Origin of the sequence: Streptomyces sp. NPDC001980 (assembly GCF_040296885.1) — a bacterium.
Classification (GTDB): Bacteria; Actinomycetota; Actinomycetes; order Streptomycetales; family Streptomycetaceae; genus Streptomyces.
In genome coordinates, this window is record NZ_JBEOYD010000065.1 from 1 (window position 1) to 21,083 (window position 21,083).

Consider the following 21,083-nt stretch of genomic DNA (forward strand, 5'->3'; position numbering starts at 1 on the left):
ACGCGCGGCCGGTCGGGGAGGGTGGGCGGCACCGGCGAGTCGTCCAGGAGCCGGGGCCGCGCGCGGGGGGGGGGGGGGGTGTGGGGGGGGGGCTCCCCCCCCCCCGGCACCACACACAACCGAAGTAAGAGAGAAATGATGAGCATGACCGACCGCGAACAGCAGGCCCTCGATGTCCTCGACGATGCCGGACGAAAGGTGCTGTTCACCGAGGCCCGCACCGCGAACGCCTTCGCCGAGGTGGCCGTTGCCGACGACGAACTGGCCATGATCTGGGAACTCGCCCGCTGGTCGCCGAGCGCCGCCAACGGCCAGCCACTGCGTGTGCTCTTCGTGCGCACCCACGAGGGCAAGGAGCGACTCGTCCGGCATCTCGACGAGGGCAACAGGGCCAAGACGCTCAGCGCGCCGGCCGTCGCGATCCTGGCGTACAACGTCGACTTCCACGAGCAGATGCCGACCGTCTTCCCGGCCCGCGGCGAGATGCTGCGAGCGGCGTTTGCCGACCAGGCTGACAGGCGCGAGAGCCTTGCCGCCTACAACTCGGCACTGCAGACCGGGGTCTTCCTGCTCGCCGTCCGCGCGGCGGGGCTGGCGGCCGGTCCCATGGCGGGCTTCGACAAAGCCGGCGTGGACGAGGAGTTCTTCGCCGGTACCAGCTGGCGCTCGCAACTGGTGGTCAACATGGGTCCCCCCGGAGCCGACCCGTGGTTCCCGCGGCTGCCCCGCGTGCCCGTCGAGGACGCCCTCGCCTGGGCCTGACGGCACCGCCGCCGCCTGGTAGGTGAGAGGCGTCATGCCGTGCGCGCCGGTGCTCCTCTAAGACGCCATTTCAGTTGGCGTGATCTTGCGGCAGTCTGGGGTGGTGACTGCTGCGCTTGTCGAGCGGATGGCTCCGGAAGGGCTGTGGACGTTATTCCAGCGGGTGGTGCCGTCGGCACCGGTTCGCCCGCAGGGTGGAGGGCACCGCCGGCGAGGGGACCGCGAGGTGCTGGCCGCGATCGTCTTCGTGGCCACCTCGGGCTGCACCTGGAACCAACTCCCGCCGGGCTTCGGGCTGTCGGGGGTCACCGCTTTCCGGCGGTTCACCGAGTGGACCGAGGCCAGGGTGTGGGCCAAGCTCCATCGCCTGGTCCTGGACGAACTCGGCGCCCGGGGCGAGCTCGACTGGTCGTGGTGCGCGATCGACTCCGTCAGCGTCAGCGCCCTCAAAGGGGGCAGCTGACAGGACCGAATCCGACCGACCGCGGCAAGAAGGGCTCGAAAATCCACCTCATCGTGGACCGCCAGGGCCTGCCCCTGTCGATCGGCATCTCCGCCGCCAACCTCCACGACAGCCAGGCCCTCATCCCGCTGGTCCGCGGCATTCCACCCATCCGTTCCCGTCGCGGCCCGCGACGCCGGCGGCCCGGCAAGCTGCATGGCGACAAGGGCTACGACTACCGCTTCCTGCGGAGATGGCTCGCTTCCCGCGGCATCCGGCACCGTCTCGGTCGTAAGGGTGTCGAGTCATCCCGACGCCTGGGCCGGCACCGCTGGGTCGTGGAGCGGACCGTGTCCTGGCTGTCCGGCTGCCGACGCCTCCATCGCCGCTACGAGCGCAAGCCGGAACACTTCCTCGCCTTCACCGCCATCGCAGCGACCCTCATATGTCACCGCAGACTCACCAAGTGAAATGGCGTCTAACGAGCCGAAGTCAGTAACCGTGCGGCGAGCCACAGGAAGCCCAGCCTCCCCATAGCCGACGACTCAACTTGACCCGCCAACGACATGAGATGTCTTGGTGGTCGGTCCGCCGTGTGACCAGCCGATCGCCTGCCGGGGCCCCTTTTTGTGGGCCCCGGCTGCGTGCTGGTGAGCACGCAGCCGGTTGTAGACGCCACCTCCCCCGACCCGACCTTCTCTCCGGATCGGGTCTCCACGCAGCGAGGGGAAGCACCGCGGGCGTCAGCACAGAGCCTCTTGGCAGCCCGGGGTTGCGAAGCCAACAGAGATCCAGGAGACCCAGTTGCGGCAGTTGTATGTGTTCGCGCCTGTGGAGTTCAACTCGGCTGCGCTTCAAGCGGCGGGCGATTCCAGTGTCCGAGTCGGCGGCTAATCGCCGCATCGGCGGGCTTTCACCAGGGGGTTCCGCAACCCCAAGGAAGCTGGGTTGCAGGCCCGGCGGTCTCCTGGGTGCATTTCGGGATCGGGAATATGCACTACAGCGAAATTACGCTAGCTGAATGCTCGGAGACTGGGCGGGCGTCCGGGAGACTTCCTACTGAGCAGCAGCATCCTGTAGGCACGGCTTCGACGGGAGGGAGGACCCCACGCGTAAAAATTGAATCGGTGTGCCAGAATCTAGAATATCGGAGCCATTAAGTTGTTGAACGGTAACTGTTTTCCGGCGGAGAGGTCACAGGGGCCGCTCCGGGCTGGTCTGGCTCCGGGCGATCAAGAAGAGTGGTGATCACGACGGGGAAAGACCTCGTCACAAAGCACGAAACGGATCCTCTATGAAGGCCACGACTGCCCGCCGCGCTCTGCCCGTTCTCGCCCTGGCTCTGGCCGGCATGGCATTGACAGCGTGCGGCGCGGAAACCGGTGGCGCCTCCTCCAGCAGTACTTCGGCTCCCGCTTCGGCAGTAGCCGGCGCCGACACCTCTTCGGGCAACTCCTCGACGGCCGGCAGTGCCGCCGACGGTACGTCCTCGTCCACGTCGGCCGACAGCTCCGGTGGTCAGAACCAGGGCAGCAGCAGCGGCACCGACGGCGGCCCGCAGACGTGCACTGCCGCGCACCTGAAGGTCTCGGCGGAGAATATCGACACCGGCGCCGGCACGACGCACTTCCAGCTGCTCTTCCAGAACACCGGCAGCAGCCCGTGTACGCTCAGCGGCTTCCCGGGCGTCTCCTTCCACGGTGGCGACGGCGCTCAGATAGGCAACGCCGCCGCTCGTGACACCAGCGCCTCCGTCACGACGGTGACCTTGCTCCCGAACGGCCACGCCGCCTCGGACGTCACGGCACCTAACGGACAGTCCGGCTTCTCTGCCAGCCAGTGCCGCCTCAAGGACGTCTCCTTCGTCGGCGTCTACGCCCCCGGCTCGAAGGACCTGATCGACGTGCCGTGGAAGACGCAGGAGTGCAGCAGCACGAGCGTCCACGCCCTCAAGGTCGGCCCGGTCCACTCGGTGCGCTGACCCGGGCCCGAAGCGCTGAAGTCAGGCCGCCCGTTCTGCCTCGCAGGGCCGAACGGGCTCAGCCTTGACCGTCGGCTGAATCAGAACCGTTCGCGTATATCGGTCGTATTCCGTGTGCCCTCGTCATGAGGTTCCTCCTCGCATTCGGCGAGGTCATCCACAACCGGATAGCGTCCACGGACCGGACGGCTGAGGCCGACCCTGCGGGGACCGGCCCAAGCGCTACGACCGGCGTCTGCGCTGCGTGTTCTTCCTTTCCCTGCCCTCGCCTGTCGCCGAGTCGACGTGCTGTGGGCGATGGTCTACGACTACCCTCGCCACGTAATCACTCCTCAGATCGGCCACGGCGCTCAGCCGACGCGGCGTCCCTTCTGGCGCTTGACAGGTCATTGAGATTCAACGAGCTCCAGAATGGAAAGCAACACGTTGATAGACGGATGTTCCGTTTCTGGCCGCAGCGCTTGAGGTTGACGGGTGCTCATGGTGCTCATTGGCTGTGCGTCATTTACCCACCGACGCGTCGTACCGGGATTTTGCTTGCCAGCCTGTTAGTGTCTCATGATCGCCTCGGTGTTATCTCCGGTGAACTGTAAACAGCTTGCTGATTAACGCACTTGACTAGAGCGCCTGGGATACGAACAGCGTTAAGAGATGCCAGATTGGGTAATTCCGTGTCGCAACCGTCGTCATCTGCACCGGTGGGTCCGTCGCCCGGACTCGCCGCGCCCGACCCCGCGCCGCTCGGCCTCATCGCGTTCAGCTTGGCGAACATTATCCAGAGCTTCTTCAACATCGGCGTCAACCCGGCGCTCTTCCCGGCCGCGTTCCCGCTCGAGTTCATCGTGGGCGGCCTTGTCCAGATGATCGCTGGAATCTTCGAGTTCAGGCAGGGCAGCAGGCTCGGAGCCACAGCGTTCACCGTGTTGGGGGCGTTCTGGCTGTGCTTCGTCATCTATGCCAAATACGTCATCGTTACTCTGCCCGAGGGACAGGCCCACACAGGGACGGGCCTGTTTCTGCTGCCATGGGCAGTGCTCCTCTTGGTACTCACGATCGCGGCAGCGAGAACGACAGCTGTGCTCCTGGCCGCATTCGTCTCCACCACGGTCACCATTTCCGTGCTCACAGTAGGCCAGTTTGTTCAATCCGACACACTGATCAGGGTCGGAGGCGGCCTCGGCTTCCTCACTGCAGCGCTCGGCCTGTACGGCGCGTTCGCCGGCCTCGTCAACGGGACCTGGGGTCGACACCTGATCCCGACCTACCCCGACCCCGGCAAACGTCTTGAGCACCTTGCTCGCAACAAGTCACGCCCCACCTCGGTCACCTCGTCCGCCGCGGAGCGCCCCGAGCTCTCCAGTTGAGGCTGGGGGTGCCGAGTCCTGGCAGAGAGGACGTTCGACGGCAGGGGTTCCACACCGCCTGGCCTGGCCCGTTCCGGGTCGGTCGGGTCAGCGCGAGGGCTTGTGTCGGACTCACCGACCCGATGAAGCCGACACCGCTTCGGCCACGGTCGGATTCGCTGGTTGTCGAGCCGTCGGGGCGGTGATGTAGGTGTCGTCGCGGGTGCTGTACCACTCGCCGCGGCCCGCGTGCACTTCGCAGGCCCGTCACGGCCCCCGGTAGCAGTGGAGCGAGCAACTCCCGTTCCTGGTCGGTGCGTTCATGGTTGCCTATCACACCACCATGAACCACCAACCGATCATCTTCGAAGACGGGCCCTAACTGAGGGCCTGGTACAGGGCATCCAGGCCGTCGCGGTAGATGCCCGTGAAGAGGTCGACCACCTCATTCTCGGTCGCGCCCTCGGGGGTGAATCGGCCCGACCACTGCACTTCGCAGATGCCGTCGTCGCCGATCACCGAGTGCGCCCGCAGGGTCGAGACGTATCCGACCACCGGGAACGGCGCCTGGAGAATGGTGTAGCTGTAGTGCCGCTCCGCCTCGTTGAAGTCGACGAGGCGCTCGACGATGACGCTTCCGTCGGGGTCCTTCAGCTGCCGGACGCGGCCGCCCTCCGTCATTGTGCTCTCGGGGATGTAGGGCAGCCAGTCGGGCAAGGACCCGAAGCCGCCGATGGTGTCCCATACGCTGGCCGGGGCGGCCGGGATGATCCGGCTCACAGACGTCGATGCCATGAGGTTCCTTCCGAGTAGGTCGACTGCTGTGGTGGGTGCTGGGTGTCGACGCCTGTGACTCAGACGCCGCCGGGCAGCGGTGCACACGAGCTCACCAGGCTGCTTTCCCGAAGCTCTTGCCAGAAGGCGGACGGGATGGGCTCGTCGAGCGCGGCGAGGTCCTCGGCGATCCGGCTCGGTTTGGTGGCGCCGGGGATGACGGCGGCGGTCACGGGGTGGGCCAGGGAGAACTGCAGGGCCGCGGCCTTGATGCTCACCCCATGCCGTGCGGTGAGTTCCTTGATGTGGCGGACCTTCTCCAGGATCTCCGGGGGCGCTTCCTGGTACTCGAAGTGGGTTCCGCCGGCGAGGATGCCCGAGCTGTAGGGGCCCCCGACGACCATACTTACGCCCTGCTCGGCCGCAGTCGGCAGGAGCCGCTGGAGGGCGTGGGCATGGTCCAACAGCGTGTAGCGGCCCGCCAGGAGGAATCCGTCGGGCTGCGGCTCGTCCAGCGCCAGCGTCAACTCGATGGGCTCGGTGCGGTTGACGCCCAGCCCCCACGCCTTGATGACACCCTCGTCGCGCAGCCGGGACAGGACCCGGAAGGCCCCGGTGCGGGCCTCCTCGAACTTCTGCAGCCAGTCGTCACCGTAGAAGTCCTGAGCGATGTCGTGCACCCACACGATGTCCAGGCGGTCGACGCCGAGCCGCTTGAGGCTGCCCTCGATGGAACGCTCGGTGGCCTCGGCCGTCCACTCGTGAAGCATCTTGTTGGGCCGGCCATGTTCGAACAGAGTTCCTTTCTCCCCCAGGTCGCGGGCGCCGCTCTCCACCTCGTCCAGGATGACGCGGCCGACTTTGGTCGACAGCACGAAGGCATCGCGCGGCTTGCTGGACAGCAGGCCGCCGAGCCGGATTTCCGCGAGGCCCGCTCCGTAGAGCGGGGCCGTGTCGTAGTAGCGGATGCCCTGGTCCCAGGCGGCATTCAAGGTTGCGGCCACCTCGTCGTCGGGGATAGCGCGGAACATATTGCCCATCGGCGCGGTCCCGAAGCCGATGCGTGTGGGGAGTAGCTGACGGAGGTTCACGGTGGTGTTCCCTTCTCAGTTCGAGGTCTGGGAGCGTCGGCCGGGCCGCTCACAGCGTTGGCGGTTGCCGGGCCTGGGACTACCGCACACCCGCTTGGGACGGCCGCGATCAAGGCGAGAATGACTGCGAGGGTCTTGTGGCGGACCATGCTGCACAACGCCTTGAAGCCGCATATGTCTGGGGCGACGTTGTCCGTACGCGCGCGCCATGCCCCTGGAACGCGGACGGGCGGCCTTTCGTGCACTATCGGCGGCGCTGCAACCCCCGGCAGTTCCTGCCGCTGACCCGCGCTTCGGAGCGAGGGCCCCAGCCGTGCGGGCAGCGGGGGTCGGGCCCTCGTCCCCGGGTTAGCCCGATCAGCAGGTACGAACGGGCTCGGTGCCTCCCCACGCTCCAAAGATCCGTCCTGCGTGACGGCCATTAATTCACTTATAGGTTTGACGGCGCCGTGGGCCGACCCGGATCAGCGGATCTGACGTCCTGTCGAATCTTCCCGGTCGGGAAGTCTGAAATTAGTCGGGGCAGACTGGCACGGCAACTCTGAATCGCCCAGTGCACTCCAACAGATCATGGCTCTTGCCCTCTTGGAGGCCCGGGTAAGTTTCTGAGGCCGGTAGCGCTTAGATGCAGAATTTTGGCACTTGAATTCAATTCTGGACAGATTGAGTTCTCTGAGTTGCTAGCAGTCGCTTGCGGGCTGAGACTGACTATTAGACCCGGAACGGGCTCGCCATGCACCTTCCGATCGAGGTCGCCACGGTGCGTGGCGGGCAGCATCGAAGTTCGGTCGCAGTCACCCCACACAGACCCAGCTCGTGCTCCGAGCCGCCACGCATCGGTCCCCTGCGAGGCCGTCGATGACTACGGGACCAGGATCTTGAAAGGAAACACTCGACATGGCGAATGCAGCACTGAAGAAGGTCCTCATCACGGGAGCGGGCACCGGCTTCGGGTTCGAGGCCGCCATGCGTCTCGCCAAGAAGGGCTTCGACGTGATCGCCGGGGTGGAGATCTACGCCCAGGTGCAGACGCTGAAATGGCAGGCGGCTGAGCGCAAGGTCAGGCTTCGGGTCGAGAAGCTCGACGTGACGAACGACGGAGACCGCCGCAAGGCCCTCGACTGGGGTGTGGAGATTCTGGTGAACAACGCCGGTGTCGGTGAGGGGGGCTCCACGGTCGACATTCCCGAGTCGAACATTCGGCACCAGTTCGAGGTCAACGTCACGGGGCCGCTCGTCCTCACCCAGGGAATCGCCAGGCAGATGATCAAGCGCGGGGCCGGCCGCATCGTCTGGGTGTCCTCGCGGGAAGGCTTGAACGTCAACCCGTTCACCGGCATCTACTCTGCCTCGAAGCACGCGGTCGAGGCGATCGCCGAGACGATGGCCTACGAGCTGCAGGAGTACAACATCGAAGTCGCCACGGTCAACCCGGGGCCCTTCCTGACAGGCTTCAACGACCGAATGTTCCAGACCTGGGAAAGCTGGGAGGACGACCCGTCGCAGAGGCTCTTCGACTATTCCAAGCTCGCCTTCCCCCGCCCACAGTTCGATCCTGAAGCGGTCTTCGCCACGCTGACGGCCGTTGCCTCCGGAGAAGTCGACAGCTACCGCAACCTGGAACCCAAGTCGATGCTTGAGGAGACCAAGCGCCTCCAGGAGGTTCCGTGGGAGCGCAAGGTCACGGACGGCCTCGGAACCCGCCACCCGGCCATCCAGCACTCCTACGAGATGCAGCCCGAGACTCCCGTGGGGTGATCACCTCCCGGGTGACTGCGAGCGGTAAGGCCGCCTGGGGTGCGCCGCGGGCAGAACCCGAGTGTCTGACCGGACATGTGCGGCACGGAGCTCAACCGGGAAACGGTTGCCCAGTACACTCCGTTGTTGATCCGCTCTCCATGGTCGGCCACGGCGTTTCCGGCGCTTGACGCGCAGGCTCTGGATGGCTTCGGGGACCATCCCCGAGGCGCGAGAGGGAGTCGCACCGAGCGTGCTGCTGATACACCGGGGCAGTCCCATGTTGCGGACGTGGGGCCCTGCCTGGCTTGTTGACAGAACTCTGTGCGACATTCGAAGGAGATGTCATGCCCTTCGTGACCGTGGGCCAGGAGAACTCTGGGCCGATCGAGCTGTACTACGAGGACCATGGATCGGGTCGGCCGATCGTGCTGATCGCGGGCTTCCCGCTCAGCGGCCGGGCTTGGGAGCGCCAGGAGCGTGCGCTGCTGGCGGCGGGACGTCGGGTGATCACGTACGACCGGCGGGGGTTCGGGCGCTCAAGCCAGCCGGTCACGGGCTACGACTACGACACGTTCGCCGCGGACCTGGACAAGCTGCTGACTGCTTTGGACTTGACCAACGTCGACCTGGCCGGGCACTCGATGGGGGGCGGCGAGATCGCGCGCTACCTCGGTGTGTACGGAGCGGGCAGGATCCGTAGGGCTGTGATCATCTCGGGCGTGCCGCCGTACCTGCTCAAGACGCCGGAGGATCCGTACGGGGCTCCTCAAGAGCTGTTCGATCAGATCGCCGGCGCTCTGACTACGGACCGATTCGCGTACTTCACGGAGTGGAACAAGAACTTCTTCAACCTTGAGGAGACGCTGGGCAACCTGGTCAGTCCCGAGGTCGTGCAGGACGCTTGGAACTCCGCCGTCGCCGCGTCGCCGACCGGCACTGTCGCCTGCGTGGCCACGTGGTACACCGACTTCCGGGAGGACTTGCCGAAGATCGGCATCCCAGTCCTGGTCATGCATGGCACCAACGACCACATCCTGCCGATCGAGGCCACCGGCGCCCGCACCCACGAAATGATCAAGGGATCCCAGTACGTCACCATCGAAGGCGCGGGACATGGCCTGTGCTGGACGCACGCCGACGAAGTCAATGCGCATCTGCTCAAGTTCCTGGCCGGAGACTGAAGCATCACCGGCACAGCGGCGATGTGCGACGCGAATCCGCGTTCCGGGACACCGACTCCCGCCGCCGTCCCCCGATGCGGTCAGCCGAGCCCGACAACCTGCTGGAGCCGTCGTGAACTCCGAGAACCCGATCGACCCCACCGTGCTGCCGAGCGGCACCGGCTGCGCCGAATGTGACGCAGAGGGTAACTGGTGGCTCCACCTGCGACGTTGCGCCAGCTGTGGCCACATAGGCTGCTGCGACGACTCGCTGTCCAAGCACGCCACCGCGCACGCCAAGGCGAGCGGCCATTCGGTGATCCAAAGCTTCGAACCGGGCGAGACATGGTTTTGGAACTATTCCACGTCGCAGTTCTTTGAGAACGGTCCGCAGCTGGCCTCACCCCAAAGCCACCCGGACGACCAGCCGACCCCTGGCCCGGTTGGCCGTGTGCCGGCCGACTGGCAGGAGCGTCTGATCGCCGACGCCTCCGCCCGGGGAGCGTGAGGAGCCCACGGGGCCACCCCGGCAGAACGGCCGGTACTGCACTGTGATCTGTCGAACTGCCATCTGTGTTACTGCAGTTGAGGGCGCGGTGGTGGAGTCGATCGCTGTCTCCAGTCCCTGCGTAGTTGGTTGGCAGTTCGCGGAGGGCCGCCGACGAGCAGCGCCACCCCGGCGAGGCCGAGGAACAGCCCGGAGAAGCTGTGCTCCGACGCGCGCTTCGCGGCCAGCGCGTCCGAGGGGCGGCTGACCTGGACGAGGTCGGGAACCTGTGGATCGAGCGTGGCCGGCAGCACGCCGCGCACGTCGTCGATGGCGTCCTCGCGGGCTTTGACGTAGATGACCGTGGGGTGTCCGTCGAAGTGCAGGTACCTGGTGGCCGCGGGCCAGCCCACCAGGTCCGACTGCTCCAGGTCGCGGGTGAGGGGCATGGGGTTGAGGATGCCGATCACCGTGAACCAGCGATGGTCGATGACGACCTGCGGTGCGGGCTCGCCCGGGACCAGCTTCTTGAAGCCCAGCACGGAGGCCGCCTGGTAGTCGAGCACCACGGTGGGATACCGGTCGGTGGCCGTGGTGAAGAACCTGCCGCTGTACACCGAGCCGTTGACCGTGGACAGCAGGTTGTCGCGGGCGGCGAGCACGTTGATGCCGATGCTGTCGTCGGGGTCGGAGCGATCGGTGCGCTGGATGCTCCGGTGGGCGTTGGCGACCGCGGCGGCGTGGGTGACCGGCCCGATCCTGCGGGCCATCATGTCGGCGTTCCGCGGGAGTGATACCGCTGAGCCGCCGTCCTGCCGCGGCTGAGCCTGCAACAGATTGGTGCCCAGCGCGGTGAGCTGACGCAGCAGCGCCTGCTGGCTGGACGAGGGGATGCGGGTCACCATGATCATTGTGGCGATGCCGATAGAGATGCCCAGGGCGGACAGCACGGCGCGCACCGTGCGTACCCGTACGCCGATCAGTCCGAGGCGCAGCACATCCTCTGGCGAGAGCCGTACCGGCCGGGTTCCGCCGCGGGCGGTCCGCGCCCTGGTGGCCGTCATACGGTGACTCCTGCCGCGCTGTCGGCCGTCATCCGGCCGTCGCGCATCTCGATGCGCCGCGGCAGGCTCGCGGCGATGTCGCGGTCGTGGGTGATCACGGCGATGGTGGTTCCCTCGTCGTTGAGCCGTTTGAGGAGGCCGAGGACGGCCTGTCCGTTGGCGGTGTCCAGGGGTCCGGTCGGCTCGTCGGCCAGGACCAGGGCGGGGGAGTTGACCAGTGCGCGGGCGATGGCGACGCGCTGCCGCTCGCCGCCGGACAGCTGGTGCGGCTGGTGTGCCACGCGGTGCCCCATGCCGACCCGTTCCAGTGCCTCGCGGGCCAGCGTGTGCCGGCGGCGACGCTGCTGTCCTCCCTGCTGGACGAGGCCGCACTGCTGCAGCACGTCATCGACGACCTGCGCGACCTGGCCGCTGCCGACGCCGGCGAGCTGCGGCTGCACCCCGAACCGATCGACCTCGCCGACCTGCTCTCCCAGGTGGCCACGGCCTATCACGGTAGGGCCGACGGAGCGGGAGCGCGGCTGCTCACCGAGGTCGGGACCGCGGAGGGGAGTCCACTGCTCGCGACGGCCGATCCGCTGCGGCTGCGCCAGGCGGTCGGAAATCTGGTGTCCAACGCGGTACGCCACACTCCGCACGGCGGAACCGTCACCCCGCGGGCCCGCGGGGAGGCCGGCGACGCCGATCGGCCTCGTGACGCCCGCACCCCGGACTCGGGAGGAAGCCGTACGGTCATCGAGGTCGTCGACACCGGTTCGGGGATCGCCGCCGAGGATCTGCCCCGGGTCTTCGACCGCTTCTGGCGGGCGGTGAAGTCACGCAGCCGACAGCACGGCGGGAGCGGACTCGGCCTGTCGATCGTCCGCAAGCTGGCCGAGGCCCACGGCGGAGAGGTTGCGGCGTCGAGCGACCCGGGAAGCGGCTCGATCTTCACCATCAGTCTTCCGGGCTGACCGTCGACAGCGCGGGACCGATTCCATCGTCCTCGAACTCGGCTGCTGCCTGATTACCCGCCGGCAACTCGCCTCATTGTGTCGGCCGTTGCGAGAGGGAATCTGATCAATGCGTCTTTTCAGCAGTGTCGTTTCAGGATGAGCACGGATCGGGGATGTGAGATGGACAGACGGCTACCAGACCAACATCGCGTACCATGGATGCATGTGCATCGATAGAATATGTACGCCAGGAATAGCATCCATGCGCCACGCCGCGCGCCAAGTGGCGCCACGCTTCTGGGCATAGGGATTTTTTTACCTCCTTTTCACTCTCAGGGAAAGCGCAGGGTCATCCCTAAAAGGTACGGTGCAGGCCCGCGGCGGACAGGGAATCCGGTGCAACTGACCCACTGAGCCTCGCCAGGCTTCAGAAGGGCCCAATGGGTAACCCGCCGTGAGGTTGTTAGTCTTGCTCGACCCGTCAGCGCCGGCACATTCCGGCGGGCGTGCAAATAAAGCCCACGTATCACTGACAACGACGTCGGTTCAGGTGTGTGATCGACTTTCAGCAGGTTGGCAGAGAAAGAGAAGCGCTGCAGTGCGTAGTGAAGTTCCACAAAATCCGGCGAATCCGTCAGGTGATTACGGTCATGCGACGAACTATGCAAGCATCATGAATCTGACCCCTCGGCAAATTCATGAATCTGTGCGGCCTTTCGCGGAATGGGAGGGTGGCCCGTTCGCGCACCTGACTGGTCTGGAAATCCCCCGACCTAACGCTGCTCATGGATTCAATTTTTCCGCAAGCGGGCACCTGTTCGATGATCTGCTATCGGCCGAGGTGTACTGTGATTCCTTGACGGGAATCTCCGGGCGCGGCGAGGGGCAGGACCCGATCGTCGCCGACTTGGTCACTGCAGGCTCCCTCAGATTCTCGGGAAAAGCAGGGGAGAGCATTGTAGGGCCCGGCCAGATCTGCATTCGCGACACAAACATGCCGTGGAAGTTCTCATGTGCGCCAGGTACACGCATCCGCGTCGTCACTATTCCACGACCCCTCCTCGTTTCTCGGATCGGGTCAGCAAAAGTTTTCAATTACGCCTATGTGGCGGATGCGAAGACTCCTGAAGTTCGATTCCTGACGAACTTCCTAGAGGTGGTCGAGCGTAGCAGCGCCGACTTGGATCGCTCGACCTCGACACGAAACCTCGCACTCAGTGCCTGCACAACCTTGTTCTCTGAAATTCTCTCCCAGCACCCGGAAGCGACGCTTTCCGATTATCCGCAGACCACTCTGGAGGTCGCAAGGAATGTCATCGAAAAGAATCTGGAGAGAGGTGATCTGTCTCCAGTCGTAATTGCCCACATGGCGGGCGTTTCTCTCCGGACGCTGCAGCGATCATTTGCGGAATCAAATGATTCCATCATGGCATTCGTTCGCCGCAATCGCCTTCAGAGGGCTCACGACGATCTCATCAGGCTGGGCAGCGCGGCCAGGGTCTCTGAAATTGCCGCCCGGTGGCATTTTTCTGACGCCAGTCACTTTATTAGGACCTTCAAATCAGTCTATGGGGCCAGTCCAGCCGCATATCTGCGGACCTACGGGAATCCTGGGGCCGAAGCACAGGTCTCGATGCACCATAAAGGCGGCGCCCCTGCCAGAGCGTGAACTCGGGAAGGTTGGGTGGTTGCCCTGACAGGCATGCGAAGCGCCTGGTGGATGGCTTCTCGACCAAGAAACCGTGTCCGCCAGAGGCATGACACGCTTGGTCCATTCTCCGGAGTCGCTGTCTACCAGGCCGGGGCGAACGCTCCTTCGCCCCGGGCGGGGTGTCCTTTTCTTGGGTCTGGCCCGTAACCGGTGGTGACGCCGGGTGCCTGTGGGTCAGGAAGACGCGACGGCTGAGGAAGTCGAGTCCGCCGTGTCCGCCGTGTCCGTTCATCTCGCGACCCGCTTGGTGTGGGTGTTTGACGCCTTCGGGTAAGGCCACAGCTGGCGCGGGTTGCACCCCCTCCGCGGTCCGGCCGGAGTGCTCGGCACCGGCACCAGGGGGGATGCCATGGCGCGTAACATCGCGGCGGCGGGACTGGGGCTGCGGGCATGGAATCGCACCCGCGCCGCCGCCGAACCACTGGCCGCCGTCGGAGCCGCGGTGTGCGACACGCCGGCCGAGGCCTGCCGCGGCGCCGACGTCGTACTGACCGGGCTCGCGAAAGAGAAGGCAGTCGCCGACGTGATGGACCAGGCCCACGACGGCCTGGCCGGCCACCCGGTGTGGGTGCAGACGTGCACGGTCTCCCCGGACGGGGGCGCCGTCTCGCGGAACAGGCGGCCCGTCTCGATGTCGCGTACGTCGAGGCTCCCCTTCTCGGTACCAAGGAACCGGCCGTGGCCGGCACCCTGAACGTCCTGACCGCCTCCCCCCGGCAGGAGGTACGGGAAGAGGTGCGACCGGTCCTGGAGGCGGTGGGCACCCGCACGGTGTGGCTGGACGAGGCCGGCCAGCCCAGCAGCCTCAAACTTGCCTACAACGCCTGGGTACTCGCTACCGTCGAGGGCATCGCGGAGTCCCTCACCCTTGCGGACGCCCTGGGCGTAGATCCACACTTGGTCATCGACGGCAGCGGCCTCAACAGCCCGTATGTCCAGAGCAAGGGCCCGAAGATGCTCGACGACGACCTCGACACCCCCTCCTTCCCCCTGGAAGCGGCCGCCAAGGACGCCGGGCTGATCACCGACACGGCCCGCGCCGCCGGTCTGCACCTGGGCATCGCCGAGGTCGTACGCGAGAGCCTCCGTCGCGCGGCCGACGACGGGCTCGGCCGCGCGGACGTCGCCGCGACCTACCGCATGTCCCGCCAGGCCGCATCCTGACCTGGCCGTTCCCTCGAGAGAGGCTGGAGAAACGATGACCCATGCCGGCTTGGCCGCCGCGCGTTCCAGCACGGCGCAACTCGCCGAGATCATCCCCCAGTTGAACGACGGTCAGTGGGACCTGCCGTCCGCGTGCGTCGGCTGGCGTGTCATCGACGTGGTGGCCCACCTCGCCGCCCTCGCCTCCGAGGCGGTGCACCCCCCGCCGCCGGATTCCGCACTGCCGAAGAACCGCGAGCGCTACCACGACTTGCGCGTCGACGAACGCCGTGGCCGGAGCCATGCCGAAGTCCTCGACGAATGGCGGCGCAGCACCCCCCGGCAGTTGGACCTTCTGGAGGCGGCTCAGGATCCGTCCGGCGCCGACGAGCCCGTAGAGGTGGCCGGGCTCGGCACCTATCCGCGCCATCTCCTGGCGAACACCATGGCGTTCAACGTCTTCTGTCACCTGCGCAACGACCTGCTCGCCCCGGACGGCCCGCTCCCCTTCACCCTGCCGGAACCGACCGACGACCAGGTCGCCCCTGCCATCGAGTTCATGCTCGCCGGCCTCCCCCAGATGCAGGGGCCCGAACTCACCGCCACCGTCCGTCAGCCCCTCGTCCTCGACCTGACCGGTCCGGGCGCCACCACCGTCACGATCCTCCCCGCGACCGGGCCGGACGGCCTGCTGACCGTTGGACCCGGCGCGGACGCCGCCACCCGGGTCCACAGCACGGCTCTCGACTTCATCGCCTGGGCCACCACCCGCAAAGCCTGGCGCAACCACTGCCGCATCACGGGCGACCCGGCCGACGCGACCCCGTTCCTCGACCGCCTCAACATCATTTAGGCGCCGTTTCCCTCGGCTGCCGGCGGCCCACAAGGCGCTTGTGTTCTATCCAGCCGGACACTCACCGCCAGAGAATCAGGGCTATCCGCCCGGACCTTGGCGCGACTGAGTGCTGCACGTCCGATGAGTTCTCGCACTTCGAGAAGGAATAGGACAAAGAGTGCAGCAGCGTGAAGCGCGGCAGGATCCTCTCCGGGAATCCTTTGGCGACCGGGAACCCCTTCCTCCGGGCATCGGCTGGACCGGCCTGCTGACCGCTCATATGCGGGCCGTCGAGAGCCACAGGAAGGACCGTCTCTTCGAGGATGTGCTGGCCATCGCGACGGTCGATCTCGTGCGAGGAGCCATCCGCACGGATCCGGATGCCGCGCTCCCGACCGGGCCCGACCGGGACAGCGATGACCTCACCGAGGCGTGGTACATGCTGGCGACCTACCTGGGCGTCCGCACCCGCTTCTACGACGAACGCGTTCTTGCCGCCGTTGCAGCAGGAATCCGCCAAGTGGTCATCGTCGCGGCCGGATTCGACTCGCGAGCCGACCGCCTGGGCCTGTCGGCCGACACCACCGTCTACGAGGTGGACACCGAACCCGTACTGCAGTTCAAGGAAACGGTCATGGAAACCGCCCGGCTGGAGCCCGGCGGCGGACGGCGGCCGGTCGCCGCCGACCTGCGAGGCCCCTGGGTGCAAGCGCTGACCGCAAGTGGCTTCGATCCCCTCCGACCCACCATGTGGCTCATCGAGGGGCTGTTCATGTACCTGTCGCCCGAGGACTCCGACCGTCTGCTCGACACCGTGACGCGCCTGAGCGCCCACGGCAGCCGTCTGGCACTCGAATACTTCGACAGCACCCCCCGCCAGGGCGATGTGGCCACTGCCGACGAGACGGAGTCCGCGGTCATCGAGCGCATCGTGAACTTCTTCCAGGACGGGCCGGTCCTGCCCCCCGGCCCATGGCTGGAGGCGCACGGCTGGGAGCCGGACGTCACAACGATTGCCGACGAGATCGCCTCGCACGGCAGGGACATACCGCAGATGTTCCGGCAGGGGCGCCCGCACGAGATCACCCTCTGGCTGGCGCACGGCCGGCTGCGCTGAGGAAGGACATGATGTGAGCAACTGGGGAGCCGATGGCTGGGCGGTCGCGCCCGGCAAGGGCGTGCGCGTGGAGCCCGGTGGCCATCACTGGCTCGAGGTGATCGTGCGCGGCAAGGAGGTCGATGACGCCCTGGGGGTGTTCGTCTTCACCCACGACGTGATCACCGAGAACCCACCGCATGCCCACCACGACTTCATGAAAGTCATCTACGTACTGGAGGGCCATTACGACTTCCGGGTTGGCGATGCGACCTTCTCCGGGGGGCCGGGCACCGTGGTCGTGGTACCCAAGGGGAGCTACCACACGTTCACGACTCCGACCGGCGGGCGGGCGCTGTTCGTCTCGTCGCCGGCCGGCAACGAGGAGCTCTTCCTGGAAATGGGTGAGCTGGGCCCGCAGCCCACTCCGGAACAGCTGGCAGACCTCAATGACCGGTTCCACACGACCGGATTGGGAGACGAAGAGGCTTCCTGGCGGCAGATGCACAGCGAGGGTTGATTAAACGGCGCCCGAGTGCAACCAATTGGCGCTCTCCGACAATATCTTGTGTCTTTCGCTGGCTAGTATGTCTCCGTACTCGAAAGCGGTCGACGCCTGACTCTGAAGTGTTCCACCGGAAATCAGGCCGCCAAGTCGCGTTTTGGGCACGGCTAATCCGGCAGACGTAGGATGACTCCATCACAGCGATTTCGAGGTGCGTTATGCCTTTCGTGACCGTCGGCCAGGAGAACTCTGCACCGATCGAGCTGTATTACGAAGACCACGGGGCGGGCAGGCCCGTCGTACTGATCCACGGCTTCCCGCTCAGCGGCCGGGCCTGGGAGCGCCAGGAACGCGCCCTGCTGGCCGCCGGCCGCCGGGTCGTCACCTACGACCGGCGTGGTTTCGGCCGCTCGAGCCAGCCCGCCAGCGGCTACGACTACGACACCTTCGCCGCCGACCTGGACAAGCTTCTGACCGCCCTGGACCTGCAGGACGTCGATCTCGCCGGGCACTCCATGGGCGCCGGCGAAGTCGCCCGCTATCTGGGCACCTTCGGATCCGGCCGGGTGCGGCGGGCCGCGATCATCTCCGGGGTGACGCCGTACCTCCTCAAGACCCCCGAAACCCGCCAGGGGGTGCCCCAGGAAGTCTTCGACCAGATCGCGGCGGCACTGACCGCGGACCGGGCGGCGTACTTCACGGAGTGGAACAAGAACTTCTTCAACCTCGACGTGACGCTGGGCAGCCGGATCAGCGCCGAGGCCGTGCAGGACGCGTGGAGCCAGGCGGTCGGCGCGTCACCCATCGGAACCGTCGCCTGCGTGGCCACGTGGCACACCGACTTCCGCACCGATCTGTCGAAGATCGACGTTCCGGTGCTGATCCTGCACGGCACCGAGGACCGGGCCCTGCCGATCGAGGCCTGCGGTCCACGCTCGGCCGAGCTCATCCCTTCGAACGAGTACGTGGCCATCGAGGGCGCCGGCCACGGCCTGTGCTGGACGCACGCCGACGACGTCAACGCCCAACTGCTCAGGTTCTTCGCAGGCTAGGGCCAGCCCGACTACGGAAAGCGGCCGGAGGTAAGCCATGACTGAGGGAACCGGGCCAACGATCACTGGCCTTCACCACCTGTCCTTCACCGTCACGAACCTGGAAGACAGCCTGGACTGGTACAAGCGAGTTTTCCGCGCCGAGCAAGTGGATTACAAGTTCAACCACCTCTACCGCGAGAGGACGGGCTACGGCATCCTGCTGGTGGTTCCGGAATCGGGGCTTGTGATTGGGCTTCACACCAACACGGGAAACCAGCACGAGGGATTCCTCGAGGCCCGAACGGGGCTGGACCACGTATCGTTCCAGGTGAGTGCGCGCGCCGACCTGGAAGCCTGGATGGCGTGGCTGGACGAGTTGGGGATCGAGCACACTCCGATCAGGGACGAGAAGGAACCGTTCGTGTACTCGACGGTCGTATTCCGTGACCCTGACAACATCCAACTCGAGTTTGTCGCCGTCGGCTAGACGGGGAATCTGAAACCACCGGGATAAAGCGGCCTCGAAGCCGGATGCCTCCCCGGAATTCAGCGACGAATCCTTGTCCACCACAGCCCGCGGCAGTTCTGCCGCGGGATTCTGAGTTCACTCGGATGGCCCATGCGCCGGGACAAGCCGACAGGTGCCATCGAATATGGAATCCCGGGCGTCGCCCGACGTCCCCGCACCGAAGGAACGGCATGCGAATATCCCGCGAATCCCGCCGCACCGTGCACATGGCCCGCTGGGCTGCGGCTCTTCTGGCAGTATCGGGTATCACCTCCGCACTGACAGTCGAAACGGCGCAGGCCGGTGGGCCGAGCGGTGATCCCGGCCGGGCGAAGCCCACCATCGTGCTGGTGCACGGCGCCTTCGCCGACGCGTCGAGCTGGAACGGGGTCGTGCAGCGGCTCCAGCGGAACGGCTACACGGTGGCCGCACCGGCCAATCCGCTGCGCGGTATTCCCCAGGACTCGACCTACCTCGCAAGCTTCCTGAAGTCCGTCAAGGGGCCGATCGTCCTGGTGGGCCATTCCTACGGCGGAGAGGTGATCTCTCAGGCCGCTGTCGGAAACGACAGCGTCAAGGCCCTCGTCTACATCAACGCGATCATGCCGGACGCGGGAGAGTCCTTCGCCAGCCTCTCCGCGAAGTTCGCTCCCGCCCCGCTCACCAAAGCCCTGAAGCAGGTGCCCTTCAGCAACGGTGACGGCACCACCGGCACGGACGTCTACGTACAGCCGGACAAGCTGCACGAGGTTTTCGCCGCGGACCTGTCCACCAGTCAGACCAACCTCATGGGAGTCACCCAGCGTCCGATCGCGCTGTCGGCGTTCGCGGACAAGCTCACCGGCGCCGCCTGGCGGAACAAGCCCGTGTACGCCCTCGTCGGCAGGCAGGACCAGGCGATCAACCCGGCCCTGGAACTGTTCGAGGCGAAGCGGGCGAACGCCCGTAAGACAGTGGAGATCAACTCCTCGCACGTGTCCCTCGTCTCCCACCCGCAGGCGGTGAAGAACCTGATCGTCGACGCCGCCGAGGACTACATGTGGAAGAAGTGAAATAGGGCGGCCGTATGTGGGTCCGTCGGCTTGCTGACGGACCCACATTCGGGGTCGAACATCGCCACCGTGAAACTCCGGGTCGCCTCGGGGAAACCGGACCAGCTCAGCTGCGGTGAGATGTCCGATCCGCCTGCTCCCAGGATGCCGCTCACCTGCTCGCGGGCCAGTTGCTCGCCGTTGGTCACGGAATCCGAGGTCAACGAGAAGGTCCTGATCGGCGGCATGAAATCGTAGGGGCCAAAGGGTTTGATCATGGCAATCCTCCGAAATATTCTACTGCCGGGGCCGCGCAGATCCTATTTCTGGCGTCAGAATTCTATTTCCGTTTCTTGACGCTCATATACGATACGCATACACCGATCTGTCGCAAGTTGCAGATTCCGATATGTCTGCTCACGCTTGTTGTGTAGGTCTCAAAAACGGTCTTACTGCGCCCTCTCTGGGTGCTGTCTTCTGGAGGAGCGTCCCATGGCCAAGATCCTTTGTGTGATGACTGGCGCAAGCTATTGGACCCTGAAGGACGGGCATCGGCATCCCACCGGCTACTGGGCAGAGGAGTTCGTGGCGCCCTACACCGTGTTCACCGATGCCGGACACGAGGTCACCGTGGCAACCCCGAACGGGGTCATTCCCGTTGTGGACACGATGAGCCTGCGGCCCACTATGACGGGTGGCGAGGAGAACTCCCTCCGGGAGGAGGCCGTCATCGAGAAGGCCGAGGAGTTGCGGCACCCCATCTCCCTCAAGGACGTGCGTCTCGAGGACTATGACGCGGTCTACTACCCCGGAGGTCATGGCCCGATGGAAGACCTTTCGGTCGACCCGGACTCCGGGGCGCTCCTGCGGGAAGCACTCGCCTCCGGCCGTCCCCTCGGCATCGTCTGCCACGCCCCGGCCGCCCTCCTCGCGACCCGGGACGCGAACGGCGACACGCCCTTCGCGAACTACCGTCTGACGGGTTTCTGCAACGAGGAGGAAGCCGGCGTCGGTTTTGCCGACAAAGCCAAGTGGCTGCTGGAGGACGAGCTGAAGAAGCTGCCCACCGACTATTCGCGGGGCCCTGCCTGGGAGCCGTACACAGTCGTGGACCGCAACCTCATCACGGGCCAGAACCCGGCGTCCTCGGGCCCCCTCGCCAAGGAACTCGTCAAGGCTCTGTCCTCCTGAAAGGATCTGCCGGCTCTCGGCCGCAGGATCCGTTGCCCCGCCGGGTTGAGGCCCGGCGGGGCAACAGTGCTGCGTACCTTCCGTTCCTCCGCCGCCGGCGCCGGCGCAGTTGAATGTTTTCAACTTGTCAGGGATTTACCGCAGAGGAAGGTTCTCGGAGAACATCCGTGCGGCATGCGGTAACGTCCTCAGGTGAAGGCGCCAAGAACTCCGTTGCTGTGCAAGGCTGTCCCGTCTGCGGTACGGAATT

At 65.9% G+C, this 21,083-nt stretch carries 21 protein-coding genes and 2 pseudogenes; 18 read left to right on the plus strand and 5 right to left on the minus strand.

Annotated elements, in window-relative coordinates; translation table 11 throughout:
* Nucleotides 1–144 precede the first annotated feature (144 nt).
* From ABT137_RS47525 to ABT137_RS47545, 4 genes are all read left to right on the plus strand, one after another.
* Complete coding sequence (locus ABT137_RS47525; protein WP_351719519.1) at nucleotides 145–762, plus strand: malonic semialdehyde reductase; 618 nt, start codon at nucleotides 145–147, stop codon at nucleotides 760–762.
* Between the two features lie 127 nt (nucleotides 763–889).
* Nucleotides 890–1,674 (plus strand): IS5 family transposase gene (locus ABT137_RS47530; RefSeq protein WP_502984707.1). Its coding sequence is split into 2 segments (ribosomal slippage): nucleotides 890–1,223 and nucleotides 1,223–1,674, totalling 786 coding nucleotides; the frame shifts between segments, so codons are not numbered across the junction.
* 824 nt (nucleotides 1,675–2,498) lie between these two features.
* Complete coding sequence (locus ABT137_RS47540; RefSeq protein ID WP_351719524.1) at nucleotides 2,499–3,185, plus strand: DUF4232 domain-containing protein; 687 nt, start codon at nucleotides 2,499–2,501, stop codon at nucleotides 3,183–3,185.
* Nucleotides 3,186–3,856: 671 nt separating this feature from the next.
* A complete protein-coding gene (locus tag ABT137_RS47545; protein ID WP_351719527.1) occupies nucleotides 3,857–4,549 on the plus strand; it encodes an acetate uptake transporter in 693 nt (230 codons plus the stop codon).
* 357 nt (nucleotides 4,550–4,906) lie between these two features.
* Here ABT137_RS47545 and ABT137_RS47550 read toward each other — a convergent pair whose 3' ends face one another.
* Both ABT137_RS47550 and ABT137_RS47555 read right to left on the minus strand, forming a co-directional pair.
* The gene (locus ABT137_RS47550; RefSeq protein ID WP_351719529.1) at nucleotides 4,907–5,323 is read right to left on the minus strand and encodes an SRPBCC family protein; all 417 of its coding nucleotides are present in this window, start codon (nucleotides 5,321–5,323) and stop codon (nucleotides 4,907–4,909) included.
* 59 nt (nucleotides 5,324–5,382) lie between these two features.
* On the minus strand, nucleotides 5,383–6,393 hold the full coding sequence (locus ABT137_RS47555) for an aldo/keto reductase (RefSeq protein WP_351719532.1): 1,011 nt from the start codon (nucleotides 6,391–6,393) through the stop codon (nucleotides 5,383–5,385).
* Between the two features lie 897 nt (nucleotides 6,394–7,290).
* Here ABT137_RS47555 and ABT137_RS47560 point away from each other — a divergent pair.
* The 3 genes from ABT137_RS47560 to ABT137_RS47570 all read left to right on the plus strand — a co-directional run bounded on the left by ABT137_RS47560 (nucleotide 7,291) and on the right by ABT137_RS47570 (nucleotide 9,801).
* Nucleotides 7,291–8,151, plus strand: a complete 861-nt coding sequence (locus tag ABT137_RS47560; protein WP_351719534.1) for an SDR family oxidoreductase — start codon at nucleotides 7,291–7,293, stop codon at nucleotides 8,149–8,151.
* A 326-nt stretch (nucleotides 8,152–8,477) separates the two neighbouring features.
* Nucleotides 8,478–9,314, plus strand: coding sequence for an alpha/beta fold hydrolase (locus tag ABT137_RS47565; protein WP_351719536.1), 837 nt, complete (start codon nucleotides 8,478–8,480; stop codon nucleotides 9,312–9,314).
* A 112-nt stretch (nucleotides 9,315–9,426) separates the two neighbouring features.
* Entirely contained in the window at nucleotides 9,427–9,801 is a 375-nt protein-coding gene (locus ABT137_RS47570) for a UBP-type zinc finger domain-containing protein (RefSeq protein ID WP_351719539.1), read from the plus strand.
* A gap of 68 nt (nucleotides 9,802–9,869) precedes the next feature.
* Here the strand turns inward: ABT137_RS47570 and ABT137_RS47575 are convergent, their stop codons facing one another.
* Together ABT137_RS47575 and ABT137_RS47580 are read right to left on the minus strand one after the other, a co-directional pair.
* Nucleotides 9,870–10,844, minus strand: coding sequence for an ABC transporter permease (locus ABT137_RS47575; RefSeq protein WP_351719542.1), 975 nt, complete (start codon nucleotides 10,842–10,844; stop codon nucleotides 9,870–9,872).
* Nucleotides 10,841–11,194, minus strand: a pseudogene (locus tag ABT137_RS47580) (ABC transporter ATP-binding protein); the annotation flags it as partial. The pseudogene ABT137_RS47580 and the gene ABT137_RS47575, both read right to left, overlap by 4 nt.
* On the opposite strand from ABT137_RS47580, the pseudogene ABT137_RS47585 reads away from it, so the two are divergent.
* The 10 genes and pseudogenes from ABT137_RS47585 to ABT137_RS47630 form a co-directional block, all read left to right on the plus strand.
* Nucleotides 11,174–11,797 (plus strand): annotated as a pseudogene (locus ABT137_RS47585) (sensor histidine kinase); the annotation flags it as partial. The pseudogenes ABT137_RS47580 and ABT137_RS47585 sit on opposite strands and share 21 nt — an antisense overlap.
* 580 nt (nucleotides 11,798–12,377) lie before the next feature.
* The gene (locus ABT137_RS47590) at nucleotides 12,378–13,448 is read left to right on the plus strand and encodes a helix-turn-helix domain-containing protein (RefSeq protein ID WP_351719545.1); all 1,071 of its coding nucleotides are present in this window, start codon (nucleotides 12,378–12,380) and stop codon (nucleotides 13,446–13,448) included.
* Nucleotides 13,449–13,839: 391 nt separating this feature from the next.
* On the plus strand, nucleotides 13,840–14,184 hold the full coding sequence (locus ABT137_RS47595) for an NAD(P)-binding domain-containing protein (RefSeq protein ID WP_351719547.1): 345 nt from the start codon (nucleotides 13,840–13,842) through the stop codon (nucleotides 14,182–14,184).
* Nucleotides 14,067–14,654 carry an NAD(P)-dependent oxidoreductase gene (locus ABT137_RS47600; protein WP_351719550.1) on the plus strand — a complete coding sequence of 196 codons (588 nt, stop codon included), beginning with the start codon at nucleotides 14,067–14,069 and terminating at the stop codon, nucleotides 14,652–14,654. Before ABT137_RS47595 ends, ABT137_RS47600 begins: the two co-directional genes overlap by 118 nt.
* A gap of 34 nt (nucleotides 14,655–14,688) precedes the next feature.
* Nucleotides 14,689–15,486, plus strand: coding sequence for a maleylpyruvate isomerase family mycothiol-dependent enzyme (locus tag ABT137_RS47605; RefSeq protein WP_351719553.1), 798 nt, complete (start codon nucleotides 14,689–14,691; stop codon nucleotides 15,484–15,486).
* Nucleotides 15,487–15,646: 160 nt separating this feature from the next.
* Entirely contained in the window at nucleotides 15,647–16,585 is a 939-nt protein-coding gene (locus ABT137_RS47610; RefSeq protein ID WP_351719555.1) for an SAM-dependent methyltransferase, read from the plus strand.
* Nucleotides 16,586–16,598: 13 nt separating this feature from the next.
* Nucleotides 16,599–17,084 (plus strand): cupin domain-containing protein, encoded by a 486-nt coding sequence (locus tag ABT137_RS47615; protein ID WP_351719558.1) that lies wholly within the window; start codon nucleotides 16,599–16,601, stop codon nucleotides 17,082–17,084.
* Between the two features lie 203 nt (nucleotides 17,085–17,287).
* Nucleotides 17,288–18,121 (plus strand): alpha/beta fold hydrolase, encoded by an 834-nt coding sequence (locus ABT137_RS47620; protein ID WP_351719561.1) that lies wholly within the window; start codon nucleotides 17,288–17,290, stop codon nucleotides 18,119–18,121.
* A gap of 37 nt (nucleotides 18,122–18,158) precedes the next feature.
* The gene (locus tag ABT137_RS47625) at nucleotides 18,159–18,590 is read left to right on the plus strand and encodes a VOC family protein (protein ID WP_351719564.1); all 432 of its coding nucleotides are present in this window, start codon (nucleotides 18,159–18,161) and stop codon (nucleotides 18,588–18,590) included.
* A gap of 212 nt (nucleotides 18,591–18,802) precedes the next feature.
* Nucleotides 18,803–19,663 carry an alpha/beta fold hydrolase gene (locus tag ABT137_RS47630; protein WP_351719566.1) on the plus strand — a complete coding sequence of 287 codons (861 nt, stop codon included), beginning with the start codon at nucleotides 18,803–18,805 and terminating at the stop codon, nucleotides 19,661–19,663.
* On the opposite strand, the gene ABT137_RS47635 is transcribed toward ABT137_RS47630, so the two are convergent.
* Nucleotides 19,645–19,920 carry a YbhB/YbcL family Raf kinase inhibitor-like protein gene (locus ABT137_RS47635; protein WP_351719569.1) on the minus strand — a complete coding sequence of 92 codons (276 nt, stop codon included), beginning with the start codon at nucleotides 19,918–19,920 and terminating at the stop codon, nucleotides 19,645–19,647. The genes ABT137_RS47630 and ABT137_RS47635 overlap by 19 nt on opposite strands.
* Nucleotides 19,921–20,134: 214 nt before the next feature.
* Between ABT137_RS47635 and ABT137_RS47640 the strand changes: the two genes are divergently transcribed.
* Complete coding sequence (locus ABT137_RS47640; protein WP_351719571.1) at nucleotides 20,135–20,833, plus strand: type 1 glutamine amidotransferase domain-containing protein; 699 nt, start codon at nucleotides 20,135–20,137, stop codon at nucleotides 20,831–20,833.
* Nucleotides 20,834–21,083 lie beyond the last annotated feature (250 nt).